Source organism: Mesorhizobium sp. LEGMi-168a (assembly GCF_058312955.1).
Genome location: NZ_JBZEGV010000004.1, coordinates 233139 through 245922, shown reverse-complemented (window position 1 = coordinate 245922; position 12784 = coordinate 233139). Strand labels below are relative to the sequence as shown.

Below are 12784 nucleotides of genomic sequence, written 5' to 3'. Positions count from 1 at the left end.
AACGTTGGGCAGGCGTGTGCTCTACTCCCAGAATCCCCAGTCAACATTTAGGCAGCCTGCCACAGGGTAGACGAGCGTATCAGTTCATGCCTTCGACATGGCTTTGCGCGGGAGCCAATAAAAAAAGGGAGAAAGCAGGTCGGCGGCGGAGAGGAGTAATAAGGCGATGGGACATCCTCAGATTTCCGATTTTTGGAACGACGCAACAGGACCGGTGCCAAATGGGCATCTGCCGAGCACTGCCGGCCTTAACAGGTCCGATGAAGAAGGACAGCCAAGCGAAGGCCTGGTTGTAATTGTCGACAAGCGGGCACTTGAGCGCGAATGCCTTGCTCGTGGCCTTATCGAACACAATCCCGCTTTGCGCGTCAGCGCGGTAGGATCGCTTGACGAGATCCAGCACATTGACGGCGAGGTGGAGCCATCCGCGATCCTCGTCATCCTGGGGGCCAGAAAGGTTACCGATCAAAGCGTTCGGGCGGAGCTCGTGCATTTCATAGGCGAGGTCGGCGCGGTACCGGTAATTGTCGTGGTGGATTCCGATGAGCCGGGGGAAATCCTGGCGGCTCTTGAATGCGGCGCCCGAGGCTACATTCCCACAAGTGTGAAGGTGAAGGTCGCCGCCGAGGCCATTGGTCTGGCTCGCGCCGGGGGTATCTTTGTGCCCGCCAGTTGTGTGCTGGCGCTTCGCGAGATCATCCATTCGACGGCAAACGGCGCCCGCCCGCTCACCGGCATGTTCACCGCACGCGAGGCCGCGGTTGTGGAGGCGCTGAGGAAAGGCAAGGCGAACAAGATAATCGCCTACGAGCTCAACCTCTGCGAGAGTACCGTCAAGGTCCATATCCGCAACATCATGAAGAAGCTGAAGGCGACGAACCGCACGGAGGTAGCCTACAAGCTCAGACAGATGATGCTTTGAAGCTCCTCGACCGGTCTCTGCTTGCCGGCCTCGGGAACACAATTGCCTGGCACCATTGCCTTGGATCGGAGTTGCGGACCTTTTCGACATCCGATGCTCCGATCCGAGATTGAGGAAGTCCGGGCGAGTGTTCAGGCACGTTTCCGGCCAACCGTCTCGGGTCCTGCCTTCACCAGAAATCCAACGCTGTCTCCGCCCAACTCCGCGTTGCGGTATGCGGCTTCGGCGGCTTTCAGCCCTCCCGTCAGTCTGCGGATTACCGGAGCGGCTCCGAGCAGGTCGAGCGGCAGGCCCAGCTGACCGCGGGCGGGCCGCTTCGGCGGCCAAACCCCGAGGCCGAAATAGCTGGCGGCCGAGCGATCGATCCCGCCGCTGAACTGCACGAGCAGCGCACGGCGTGAGTTCCTGGCAATACGGCCGAGGCAGTTGATGTCCATTGGTGGTTTGTCGGAGGGTCGCATCGCGACGACGATCACGTCCCATGCTTCGTCGCTTAGGAGCGCCGGGTGCGAAAAAACGCTGACCCTCGCCCCGCCTTCGCGCAGCATATGCTCGAGGAACGGCGCGCAGGGCGTGTCGCAGACGATGGCTACCCTCGCGTCACGTTGATCGACGCCTGCACCATCAAGAAAGGCGCAGCACAGCCGCGCGAACTCCGGCAGCAGGTCTATGGCCGGATGGCCAAGATTGGGAGCCGCAACTTTGATGCCGGCCTCGTCGCAGGCGTCGAAGTCGACAGCGCCTGGCCAAAGCTCCCATGGTTCAGCCATCAGCGAAACAACCGCACGGGAGGGCAAGAGTTCGATGAGCGATCTCGAAATCGGCGCGACCTGCGGACAGTTCGTGAGGACGTCCACGTCCTGCCATTTGCGGCTGTCGATGCGGTGTGCGACTTCCACGCGCGCGGAGACCTTGGCGTATTTGCTGAATGCCAATGTCGAGTCTGCGGCCGCCGCCAGGTTCGGATGTCTGGCGGATATGCGAGCGAGCGCAATGACACGGTTGGCATTGGCGAGCGCCGCGGCTGTCGCAGTCACCGCGTGGTATCCTGTCGAAGCGCCAACGACCACAGTGAGGCCAGAGAGATCGAGATCGAGCAGGGCAATTTGCCTGCGCACGATAGCCAATGCTTCCGCATGGTCGATCTCGGCAGCATGACGAGCGGGCGGCCTTGCAGGGAAATCGCGGGGCGAAGGCTTCAGGCTGGGCGCCACGTTGCGCGGTCTCCACTGTCAGATAGGCTCACATCCCTGACGCGGAACAAACTGTCCTGCCGGATCTCGTCCGGACGCGATGCGCACGCTTTTTCATGCATTGCGTTGGCGGACGCCTTTTGCAGCCTGCGTCGCTCCCGCAATACAGCCGAACCCGCCCGAACTGCTACTGCAGAAAACGGGTGTTTGGTGACACGTCATTTGATCAGAAGGCTTATTGCTATCATGCCTGCAAGGCGCGGATCAGGCGAACGGGTAATCAGGGTCGGGTGCGGCGCTACCTCCTTTGCGGCTCTTGCCGAGGATGACCAGCCGCTGTGAAGTTGAGGGCGGAAAACCAGCCGTGTTCCTTGGCGAAACTCATGACAATCAGCGCATTTGACATGAATCCCCGCAGACCCGGCATCCGCGTGGGTCAAAACCATCGCCCACTAGGGGGGCGTCGCAAGAGAATCATGGACGTGACGGTCGCATCGATCGCGCTTGTCCTCGCCGCTCCGGTCATGTTGGCGATTGCCCTGCTGATATTGGTGACCGACGGCGCGCCGGCGATATTCTCCCACACCCGGGTCGGCTTCAACGGCAAGCGGTTCGCCTGCTACAAGTTCAGGACAATGGTCGCCAACGCCGATCAGGTTCTTGCCGACTATATTGCGAACAATCCCGAAGCCGCCAAGGAGTGGGAGCAGAACTGGAAATTCAAGAACGACCCGCGCATCACATTCCTTGGGCACATTCTCAGGAAATCAAGCCTCGATGAGTTGCCTCAGCTCATCAACGTGCTGCGCGGCGACATGAGTTGTGTCGGCCCTCGGCCAGTCGTTCCCGACGAACTGCAACGCTATGGCGCCTGCGCGATCGACTATCTCCGAACCCGGCCGGGGCTGACCGGCCTCTGGCAGGTGACGGGCAGGGACGCAATCGACTATCCCAGCCGCGTCTCCATCGACAGCCGCTACGTGCGAGACTGGTCCATTTGGGCCGATGTCGTCATTCTTGTGCGGACGATTTTCGCCGTGATGAAATTCGACCATGCGTCCTGATCAAGCGGATCGCAAATTCTTCTTCATGCATGTCCTTACCGAAGTACCCTGCGGCACTAGCGGCGAATGAGTCCGGCGGCGACGGAAATGTCAGCCGCCGTCATTGCTCGGGGGTCATGCCGCGACGCCAGATGACGCCGAGGAAGAGGCCGAGCAGGTAGGCGCATTGCAGCGTGACGACGAGAAGCAGGATCGAAAGCAGGCGGTGCCAATGAAGCAAACTGCCAATGCCACCTGCAACGGCGCCGACCACGACAATCGCCGCGGTCGCGACGATAAGCGCAGGCGCGCGAACATGAAATCCCAGCAAAATGCCGATCGCGCCGACGGCGACAAAGCCCCAAAGCACGGCGATCTCCTATGATGTGGAAGACTCAAAATGTGCCGTGTCCCAAGTCTCCCACATCCGCGAATCCGTACCAACACTCAATCTCGGCTGCACAGCCCGACGGCCCTCAACCAGGTGGCGGGAAATCGCTGCAACTCCACCGCTTGCACAAAAGGCGTAGGACGCCTTCTCCCAATGACGCGTTTTCGCTCATTTCCTTGTCCAGGCGCTCAGCCTACGCTGCTTATGAAATAGGTACGCGGAACATTCACCCGCGGTGCGGCAGCATGTCTTGAATGGTGGCATGGAGCCCTGTTCCGGTGCAGCCAATCAGGACAAAAAAGGTGCCGCCAGACGTTGCTCAGCGGGCAGGGCAGTGTCGGCGCGCATTTACCGTATAGCGCTTCAGCGTGACGTCCCATCTATGTTACAAGCATCCATCCTCTTGCTTATCGTGTCGACATGGTTCCCCGGCGCCGCGCGGATTGGCGGATCTGACGGCTCGATTTCCTTCTTGTTAGCTCTGTTCTGCGCTCTGGTAAGCGTCGCCTCCTACGGTGAGGTGGCAAAACGCCTGCATCGGACCGAAGCGGCCCTGGCGACTGCCGTGCTGACGGTATCTGCCCTCATCATTGTTCTTTCCCTGCTATCGATGACCTACGCGGACGATCCGATCAGGACCGGGCGAGCGATTTTCGCGCAGCTTTTTGGTTTCGCCGTTATCCCGGCGGTCGCGGCGATCTCTACGAGGCCCAAGGGTCCCGATGCGGTTGAAAGGATTGTAACGGCCATGATCATCATGAGCGTCGTAACATCCTGCCTCGTGACAGTTGGGCTGGGCGGTGCCAGGTTCGCCGACAGGGCCGCAGGATACTTCAAGCATTCGAACCAACTGGGAATTGCCCTGTCGGCGGGCCTGCCTCTTGTTGCCGCGAGGCTGACGGTTTCCCGCAGGCTTCGAATTGTTCTCGTGGGCTGCCTCATGGCGGTACTCTTTGGTTTGGTGAAATCGGGTTCAAAGACCAATTTCGTCGTCGGCGTTGTAGGGCTTGGAATTTTCTATGGATTGTACAGTATTTATCTCGTGAGAAGGAGGAAGCGGCCTGTAACAACGATTGTTGGGATAGTCGTGGCTCCAATATTGCTTCTGGCGAGTTTGCGGACATTGCAGCACTTTAATCCGCGGGCTTACGGCCTGTTGTTCACTCAGCTTTCCGGGGGCGAAGCGCATTCGGTGGTATCGCGGGAGCGACTATGGGCGATATCGATCGATCTGGGCTTGGCGCATCCGTTCCGGGGTGTGGGTGCAGGGCAGTGGGTGTTCGACATAGCCCCCCATAGCCACAACCTGTTCATTGATTACTTCAGAACGCTGGGAGTGCCCGGTGCTGCGCTGGTAACGGTCATCGTTCTGCTGGTCACGACATATCTGACGAGCGCCGTCCTTGGTACATTGATTGGAACCGGCACGAGCGAGGATGTGACAAAAGCGGATGTGATGGTGCTCGGAGCGTCGGTTTCGGTGTTGAATTACATCGTCGCAAACCAGATGAGCGATTCCTTCGGCCCTTCAACCGCAGCTTTCTTCTGGCTGCCACTGGCTTTGCTCATATTCTACCGCGGCATGCAGCGATCACTGCAGACCGGGCTTGACGAGAGGCCAAGGCTAAATGCCGGGACCGGACTCCAGCTATTCCAGCATTGAGAAAAAGGCGAAGAGCTTCTTCCTGTTTCTTTGATCTTCCGCGATCCAACCTTACCCACCCGAATCCAATGACTTCGCACACGGTTCGTGAACTGGCGGCAGGCCTGCCGCCGAGCTTCGAAGCACGCGCGCTTCAAACAGACATCCGATTTGTGGAATTCTTTGGTTTCCCTGGGGTCGGAAAAACAACCGCCTCCGGCCTGTTGGCGAATGGCTTGCGACGGTGCGGCCCGCTGGTCGGTGACGTGCGAATGGCGTGGGGAACAAGAAACTTCTTCAGCCGGCAGATCCATAGGATCTGTATCGTTGCCCCAAGATTTAAGGACCGTGAGTTTCGCTCGCTTCTGGTACGAATAGCCCGCTTTGTCATCGAAAGTGGACAATCGTCGTTTACCGATACGGTCAAGGTGATCTGGAACATGTCCGTATTGGTCGCCTATATACAGAGCGAGAGGCCAAGGAAAAATACTATAATTATTATGGATCAGGGATTGCTGCAGGGTTTCTGGTCTATATTTCTGAAAGGCAAGCGTCGGGCAACTTCCGAGAACTGGTTTGATATCCTGTCCGCCATTGGCGTCGATGATATGCTTTTCATCCATCTGCGCGCTGAAACCGGCGTGGCACGGGATCGACTCCTGAAGAGGGCTGATCGGTCCTCGCGGATGCAAAAGGCATCTCCCAACCGCGACCGCGATCTCTGGTCGGCGGCGGATCGAATTTGCCGCGAGCTGACGGCCGGTCTCGAGAGGGAAATAGAAACGGACGATCATGTCGGCCTGCTGGCGACAGTCGACGTGGAAAGGCTGGTGTCGCCCGAGGATGTGGCTGAAAGAGCGCTGGAGGCGGTGCTTTTGGCCTGCCTGGAACGACATCGGCTATGCGATTGCGCTGATCGATGAGAATGGAGATGGATCGCCGCTCGTTCATAGGCCTTGCCGGTCTGTATCCGGTATTTGCTCTGCTGCCGGACTTCTGCCAGGCGGAAGGCGGACAGACGCCGGGGGGCAAGCAGCTCATTCTGAAAGGTGAGTATGGCTACGAGAAACAATTAATTCGGGATCTAGAGGCCGGAGCAACAATCGACGCCCGCAATGCTTCCTTCACAGTCGCCAACAGCAGAAACAGCAATCCCAGCGCGATCGCGGGCTGCGACGAGGGGACGTTGCCGATCAATCGCTATCCAGTCGTCCTCCGCAACTGCCCTGGCGTCCACTTCATCGGAGGGCGCTTCGACGGCCAGGTGCCGCTGACATCCGACTGGCGGGACACTTACTGCAACAGCGCGGCTCTGCTCGTCAGGGACGGATCCACCAATGCGACGATAGAAGGCGTGCGTGTGCGCCGCTGCTGGGATGCTATCCGCTTCGCCGAGCAGGCCGATGGCTTTCACCTGAAAGGGTGCTGGCTCAGCGAGGTCAGGGATGATGCGGTGGAGAACGATTATCTCCTCAGCGGGATCGTCGAGGATTGCCTGTTCGACGGATGTTTCTCGGGGATCAGCGTGGATCCTGCGTCAAACGAACGGGACGGAACAGGGGAGACCGTGCGGATCGACCGAACCCTGATCCGTATGCACGCCTTTCTTTCCAAAGGCGAAATCACGCATCAAGCGCCGGTCAAGGCTGTCGATCAGTCACCCAGATTGAGGATAACGGGATCGGTCTTCGCGCTGACTTCGGCAAACATGCGCGGATTGCGTCGCCTCGAAAGAACCTGGGGGCTGACGATCGAAAGTCGCGACAACACGTTGCTGTGGCTGCCCGACGAACCAATCCCGTTCAAATTCCCGCTGCCGCCGTCCGGGTTCAAGGTGCTGACGGGCGCCGATGCTCGCGAATACTGGAACAAGGTGTATCGCCTGTGGGTCGCGTCGCATCAGGACGTGGCGCGGTTCACCGACGAAGCGCTTTGAGAGCTTCCCTGCCTTGCAGCGAACAGCATGGGCCGTCATCGCGCTTTGGTGACGGAGCGGACACGATGAGTCAGGACAAGCCGATCGACGAAACCATGGCACAAGGCTCCGCCGATCGCAGTGCTGCGCGGTTTGTCACCCAAGGGCGATTGGCGCGCGTCAGGGGGCAAAACATCCTGTTCAGTCCATCCCAGCAAGCCATTTTCGCCGTCAACGATACTGCTGCCGACATCTGGCGCTCTCTGGAGGAAGGCACATCGCCGCAAGCCATCTCGGTCGAGATGGCCCGCAGCGGCGTCGATAGGCTTGAGGCAAACAGGCACGTCGAGGCAGCGCTTTGGGATTGGCAACGGCTGAGCCTGATACGGCCGCGCGCGCCGTTGCCTCCATCATCGGCTCAAGAGCCCGTGAGCCAGGTGGTCGCCGTTGCGGGCCTTACCATACGCATCGTCTATCCGGCCGCTCGCGCCTTTCCCGCCGTCTCCGTATTTCGCCATCTCGAGGTCCGAAGAGAGACTGCCGACGTTCTGCTCCAGGTGGTTGAACACGAGGGGCGGGTCCACCTGTTCCGGGACGGCGACTGGATCCTGTCTTGTTCGCCCGACGAATTGCCCGTCATGCTGAAAGGGCAATTGCTGACCGAGGTTCTCGATCACGGCGCCTACGAACTTGCCCTGCACGCGGCCGCGCTGGTCGGCAATGAACGCCTCGTGCTTGTTTGCGGCAATCCGGGCGCGGGCAAGACAACGCTGACCTTGGCGCTGGTTCATGCAGGCTTCCGGTTCGCATCCGATGACGTGACGCTGCTGGACGCCAAGGGGCATGGCGTGGGGCTTCCGTTTGCCCCCGCGGTCAAAGCGGGAGCATGGCCGCTTGTGGCCGAATATTACCCCGGGCTCGACGCTGTTCCGGTCTGTCGCCGCCCCGACCGCAGGCGCGTTCGGTTTGCCGTGCCAAGGCAGTTCGTGCCGCCTTCTCCGCTACCCATCGGCAGTGTGATCCAGCTTCATCGAGGTCGCGACGCGAAGGCCTGCCTGGAGCCGGTCGAGCCGGCCAGCGCATTGCGCGTCCTGCTCAACGGCGCGTTTGCGCCTGGCCGGGAGCTGAGCGGCACCGCGTTCGAGGTATTGACCCAACTCATCGGATCGGCGGAGACCTACCGCCTGACCTATTCAAAGCTCGATGACGCAATTGAGCTGATCGCGAAAGCCTGCCGATGAAGCGCCGAGGGAACACGCTTGAGGCATTGGTCGCCGGACTTCGCGGCTGTGCGGCCGACACGGCCGACTGGCGCGCAGTGATTGCCCTGGCCAATCGCACCTTGCTCACGCCGGACCTGTTCTCGTCCCTGTTGCGGGCCGGCCAGATCAGCCGGCTCCCGCGCGACGTGCGCAAGTATCTTCGGTTCGTTCACGGCTGCAATCGGGAACGAAACCTGCGCTTGCGCGCCCAACTGCATGAAGCCGTCGGAGCCCTCAACGGCCGCGGTATCGTTCCGCTCCTGCTCAAAGGGGCCGTTCCCCTGTTCCTTTCCCGGACGGGTCGGGTTCCCAGCAGGATGACCAGTGACCTCGACCTGGCCGTGGAGCCAGCCGAAGAGACAGCCGCGCGAGCCTGTCTTGAAGAGCTTGGCTACGTCGAGATGGCGGGCGCCCGAGGCATGGTCCGGCAGCAGGACGTTGGAATGCTGGAGCTGCGGCCGAGCAGTGGCAACGGCTTTGAGCCGCCCAAGCTCGTCCGGCGAAACGGTCTGCGGGTGAACATTCCGCCTGTCCAGTCCCGCGCCCTGCATTGGATCGTGCACGATCTCCTTAAGGAGGGGGACTACTGGCGCGGAAGGATTGATCTGCGGCACCTTCACGATCTGGCACGACTGGCGGAAAGCGAGGACGTGAACTGGACGGCGCTGCGGGCATCCATGGCGGATCGAGGCGCCCGCAATGCGCTCGATACCCAACTCCTGGCCTTGCAGCATTTCTTCGGAACCAAGATTCCGGCAAAATGTTCACAGCGCCCGATCGTCCGTTTCCAGCACTGGAGGCGGATATTCACGGCGACCCACCCCATCATCGGCGCTCCGTTGCGCCTGGTCGGCAATTTGACGTGGGGCACATGGCGGTTTTCGCGGGCCGACGGCTTGGCGCGCCGGGGCTCGATCGACTTTGCGCGCCGCGCCGCTCGCACGCTCGCGAGTTCCCGCGCGAAAATCTAAGCCTTTTGGAGAACTAGTGCGCCAAACCAGAAAGCATAAAGTAAAATCCGTAAAATTTAGAAACGTTGTGGGGAGGTTTGACATGCCTACCGAAAGCACAAAACGCTCGAAACGGACAGCCGAAACCCTGGTTTCAGAGTCTCAGGCGCGCCGGGACTTTCTCAAGAAAGCGGGGCGTTTTGCGGCGGTGACTCCGCCGGCCATAACGCTCCTGCTCGGCACGAGCTTGAGCTCCAAGGCGATCGCCCAGTCGGGAGGATCAAAGCCGGGCAATGGCTGGGGGGACAAGAACCACATTCACGTTGGCCCTCCCGGCCAATCGTAGGCCTCTTCGACCTGCATGATCGCTGAAAACAGCGATTTGAGGACATAGGGATTTTAGAGCAGTTTGCCGTTTCACGGAAACGGCAAAGTGCTCTAATTATTTGATTTTACTTGAAAGCCCGGATCGCTTGCGCACGCCAGTTTTGCCGGCGGCGGCCAGTCTCGCGCTTGCAACGTGCCGCGCTCGCGCGTCCAGCCGAAAGCGGTCCTAGGCGAGCAGCAGAGAGCTCAGGAAGTTGTCGTCGTGGAACTGATCCACGTGAACGCCGGTCAGTGTGATCTGATCCCCGCCGCCCAGGGATGCCACGACATTCGAGCCCTGGTTCGTTGCCACCTGCTGGAATTGGCTCGCATTGTTTATGCCAAAGGCCCTGAGATCGAGGACGTCACCGGTGCCGGCGCCGGGTAGGAAATTCATAACCGTGTCTTGACCGTCACCGCGGGCGAACACGAACAGATTGTGCTGGTTGCCGGCAACCAGCGTGTCGTTTCCGCGTCCGCCGATCAGCGTGTCGTTTCCGCCCAGACCCCACAGATAGTCGGCGCCGGCAGTGCCGTTCAGGACGTAGCCGCCGTTGGAGATTGTCGGAGCGCGGCCCGCCGGCGTCGGGACAAAGTAGGAGTCCGTCAGCACGCTGGTTGCGGTCGTCCCGTTGAAGCTGCTCACCTTGTAGAACTCGATCAGCATGCCCTGGTCAGTGACCGTGACGAGGTTCGCTCCGACGTTGGGAATGCTGCGGCCGGCTCCGCCAAGGCCGGTGGTCGTGTAGGGAAGAAAGACGCCGTCGCCGTTGTCGTCTCGATTCTCCCGATAATAATTGTGCTGATGGCCGGCAAAAACCGCATCCACGCCCCATTGTTCGAAGGGCCACCGCATGATGGCAGCGCCGCCGCTCGGATTGTATGGCGTGTGATGGAAATACGCCACGTTGAAGCTCGCGTCGGAATTCGCGAGCAGGTTTTGCATCCAGTGACCCTGCACTGACGTGGAGCTGCGGCCGTCCGGCTCCTGTTTGTTGCTGTTCAGGCCGAAGAAATGCACCGGCCCGATCTGGAAGTCGTAGTACCTCTCGTTGTCGGGCAGCGTAAAGTAATCAAGGTAAGTCGAGTAGTAGCCGTCGTTGTATTCGTGATTGCCCAGCGTAGGAAAGAAGCGGTTGATGGTGCTGCCGCTGCCGTAGGAGCCATGGTAGTTACCAATGTAGTCTTGGTATTGCTGGCCAACGGCGGTGTCGAACACCTGTGGTGAATATGCGTTGTCGCCTATCGTGAGGATGAAATCGACGTTCCAGGCATGGACCATCGCCGACACGGCCTTCTCGCCGGAGAGATCGGTGTCGCCGTAATCTCCAAAGACCGCGTACCGGTATAATACCTGCGGTGCGGACGTCGGAACCACGCCGAGCGTATAGTCTTGCGCGGCTGTGCTCCCGTCGGACGAAGTTGCGATGACGTGGAGGTTGATGGACGGCTCCGAGGCTGCGTCGAGCGTCCCTGTGCCCGAGCGCGTGATGACGCCAGCGGAATTGATGGCAAAGCGGGGGTCATCGACGGTGTAGGTGACCGTCGAGCCGATATCGGGATCCTTGGCCGACGCCGTGATGCCGACCGTCGTGCCCGCAGCCGCGTTCTGGGCGATCCGGTTGATCGCACTGTCGGCATCCGGCGGCGTGTTGAAGGCAACCGGTTCCGGGCTGTCGAGGACGGCGAGGGTGAAGGTCTGGTTGGCGGTGCTGCCGTCGGACGAAGTTGCCGTCACCGTCAGATTGATCGACGACTGGGTCTCGAAGTCGAGCGTGCCGTTGGCCGAGCGCGTGATGACGCCGGTGCTGGCATCGATGGCGAAGCGCGCGTCGCCGAGGCTGTAGGTGACCGTCGATCCAGCGTCGGGATCCGTCGCCGAAGCGGTAATCCCGGTCGGGTCGCCGGCCGCGGCGAGCTCGGCGATCTGGTTGGTAGCGGGGTCGGCATCGGGCGGCGTGTTGAAAGCCACCGGAGCGCTGGGCGGGCCGGGCAGGGTATACTCGACATGGAGCAGCGGCGCGCTCGCGGGGTTGTACTCGTAGGAATCGGCCGTGCGCGTGCCGGTGCCGGTGATCAGGAATGCCATGTCGTTGAGCGCCGCCCAGCCCGAGCGGTTGACGATCTCCTGAACGATCGCCGAGAGGTCCGGCGAGCGCTCGGCAAGGCCCTGTTCGCCTATCGTGTTCCAAGGGTCCGGCGTCCAGGCCGTGGACGCCGTCGTCCGAGGAAGCGAGGACACGTTGAAGCTGGCGGTGGTGAAGGGACTGGCGTCGTCGGTATTGTCTCCCTGGATCAGCAGCGAGGTCGCGCCGGTCTTCACCTCGTTGGCCTGGAACTGGATATAGGCGCTGGTGATGATGGCTCCCTTCGGAATGTCGATGCCGGTGAAGCGGATGCCGACCGTCTGGCGGGTGGAGCCGTCATAACCCAGCTCCAGGTCGTTGATGTTGCCCGAAATCGTTCCCGAGCCCTTCTCCTCGACATCGTCGCCGGCGCTCGCCACCCTCGTTTCGAAGATCGGGTCGGTGCCAGAGGCACTGCTGACGGTGAGCGTGGTCGCCGTCGCGGTCGTGCTGGTGCCGGCGGCCTTATCGAGGCTGGTGGCGGCGTAAGCGCTGTTCGCATTGCCCTCTCCCGCATAGTGCCAGAAGCCGAAGGCATTCGCAGTCGCGCTGTCGAGGAAGGTGCCGTCGAGATGAATACCAATTCTGGCGGCGGCCTCGGCGAGGCCGGTGAGTTTCAGTCCGCCGTCCCCCGCCCAGGTCGGGGTGATCTCGTGCTCGGAGATGAGGCTGGCGATCTTGATCGCAGCTTGATCGGCGCTGTGGCTGTCACCGGGCTTGCCGGTTTCGGCGCCAAAGCCGTCGCCGATACTCGCTTCCCATGTCATGGAAGCTTCCGGCGCGGCATCCTCGTCGTGCTCCGCGATGTTCGGCTCGCCGGTTCCGGCCGGCGAGCCGTCATCTATCAGGTGAAGGCTATTGAGGGAGGACGCGGAGCCGAGCTCGACAGTGGCCGGTCCCGGGGAATTGCCGCTGTCTGGAATGCGAGGTGGTTTGGACATATCAGATTTCCTTTGCCGCTGTTTTCCGAGCCT

Annotated in this window: 11 protein-coding genes; 8 read left to right on the top strand and 3 right to left on the bottom strand. The window is 60.9% G+C overall.

The features are described from left to right. Positions 1-166 precede the first annotated feature (166 nt). Positions 167-922 (top strand): helix-turn-helix transcriptional regulator, encoded by a 756-nt coding sequence (locus tag AC4FWB_RS08365; protein WP_491025495.1) that lies wholly within the window; start codon positions 167-169, stop codon positions 920-922. A 131-nt stretch (positions 923-1053) separates the two neighbouring features. Here AC4FWB_RS08365 and AC4FWB_RS08360 read toward each other — a convergent pair whose 3' ends face one another. Continuing rightward, positions 1054-2136, bottom strand: coding sequence for a DNA-directed RNA polymerase subunit omega (locus AC4FWB_RS08360; RefSeq protein ID WP_491025494.1), 1083 nt, complete (start codon positions 2134-2136; stop codon positions 1054-1056). 362 nt (positions 2137-2498) lie between these two features. Between AC4FWB_RS08360 and AC4FWB_RS08355 the strand changes: the two genes are divergently transcribed. Further along, positions 2499-3179 carry a sugar transferase gene (locus AC4FWB_RS08355; protein WP_491025493.1) on the top strand — a complete coding sequence of 227 codons (681 nt, stop codon included), beginning with the start codon at positions 2499-2501 and terminating at the stop codon, positions 3177-3179. 100 nt (positions 3180-3279) lie between these two features. Here AC4FWB_RS08355 and AC4FWB_RS08350 read toward each other — a convergent pair whose 3' ends face one another. Beyond that, complete coding sequence (locus AC4FWB_RS08350) at positions 3280-3528, bottom strand: hypothetical protein (RefSeq protein WP_491025492.1); 249 nt, start codon at positions 3526-3528, stop codon at positions 3280-3282. A 256-nt stretch (positions 3529-3784) separates the two neighbouring features. On the opposite strand from AC4FWB_RS08350, the gene AC4FWB_RS08345 reads away from it, so the two are divergent. The 6 genes from AC4FWB_RS08345 to AC4FWB_RS08320 all read left to right on the top strand — a co-directional run bounded on the left by AC4FWB_RS08345 (position 3785) and on the right by AC4FWB_RS08320 (position 9664). Next, positions 3785-5212 (top strand): O-antigen ligase family protein, encoded by a 1428-nt coding sequence (locus AC4FWB_RS08345; RefSeq protein ID WP_491025491.1) that lies wholly within the window; start codon positions 3785-3787, stop codon positions 5210-5212. 68 nt (positions 5213-5280) lie between these two features. Further along, positions 5281-6114, top strand: coding sequence for a hypothetical protein (locus AC4FWB_RS08340; protein WP_491025489.1), 834 nt, complete (start codon positions 5281-5283; stop codon positions 6112-6114). 8 nt (positions 6115-6122) lie between these two features. Beyond that, entirely contained in the window at positions 6123-7127 is a 1005-nt protein-coding gene (locus AC4FWB_RS08335) for a hypothetical protein (protein WP_491025487.1), read from the top strand. A gap of 65 nt (positions 7128-7192) precedes the next feature. Then, positions 7193-8347: a PqqD family peptide modification chaperone gene (locus tag AC4FWB_RS08330; RefSeq protein ID WP_491025486.1), complete on the top strand. Its 1155-nt coding sequence runs from the start codon at positions 7193-7195 to the stop codon at positions 8345-8347. Next, positions 8344-9339 (top strand): nucleotidyltransferase family protein, encoded by a 996-nt coding sequence (locus AC4FWB_RS08325; RefSeq protein ID WP_491025485.1) that lies wholly within the window; start codon positions 8344-8346, stop codon positions 9337-9339. Before AC4FWB_RS08330 ends, AC4FWB_RS08325 begins: the two co-directional genes overlap by 4 nt. Positions 9340-9421: 82 nt before the next feature. After that, positions 9422-9664 carry a hypothetical protein gene (locus AC4FWB_RS08320; protein ID WP_491025484.1) on the top strand — a complete coding sequence of 81 codons (243 nt, stop codon included), beginning with the start codon at positions 9422-9424 and terminating at the stop codon, positions 9662-9664. 207 nt (positions 9665-9871) lie between these two features. Here the strand turns inward: AC4FWB_RS08320 and AC4FWB_RS08315 are convergent, their stop codons facing one another. Beyond that, positions 9872-12751 (bottom strand): metallophosphoesterase, encoded by a 2880-nt coding sequence (locus AC4FWB_RS08315; protein WP_491025483.1) that lies wholly within the window; start codon positions 12749-12751, stop codon positions 9872-9874. Positions 12752-12784 lie beyond the last annotated feature (33 nt).

What these genes read in the sequence shown, in the direction of transcription:
- AC4FWB_RS08365 (WP_491025495.1), top strand. Translation starts at nt 167, where the DNA reads ATGGGACATCCTCAGATTTCCGATTTTTGGAACGACGCAACAGGACCG.
- AC4FWB_RS08355 (WP_491025493.1), top strand. Translation starts at nt 2,499, where the DNA reads ATGACAATCAGCGCATTTGACATGAATCCCCGCAGACCCGGCATCCGC.
- AC4FWB_RS08340 (WP_491025489.1), top strand. Translation starts at nt 5,281, where the DNA reads ATGACTTCGCACACGGTTCGTGAACTGGCGGCAGGCCTGCCGCCGAGC.
- AC4FWB_RS08335 (WP_491025487.1), top strand. Translation starts at nt 6,123, where the DNA reads ATGGATCGCCGCTCGTTCATAGGCCTTGCCGGTCTGTATCCGGTATTT.
- AC4FWB_RS08330 (WP_491025486.1), top strand. Translation starts at nt 7,193, where the DNA reads ATGAGTCAGGACAAGCCGATCGACGAAACCATGGCACAAGGCTCCGCC.
- AC4FWB_RS08325 (WP_491025485.1), top strand. Translation starts at nt 8,344, where the DNA reads ATGAAGCGCCGAGGGAACACGCTTGAGGCATTGGTCGCCGGACTTCGC.
- AC4FWB_RS08320 (WP_491025484.1), top strand. Translation starts at nt 9,422, where the DNA reads ATGCCTACCGAAAGCACAAAACGCTCGAAACGGACAGCCGAAACCCTG.
- AC4FWB_RS08315 (WP_491025483.1), bottom strand. Translation starts at nt 12,751, where the DNA reads ATGTCCAAACCACCTCGCATTCCAGACAGCGGCAATTCCCCGGGACCG.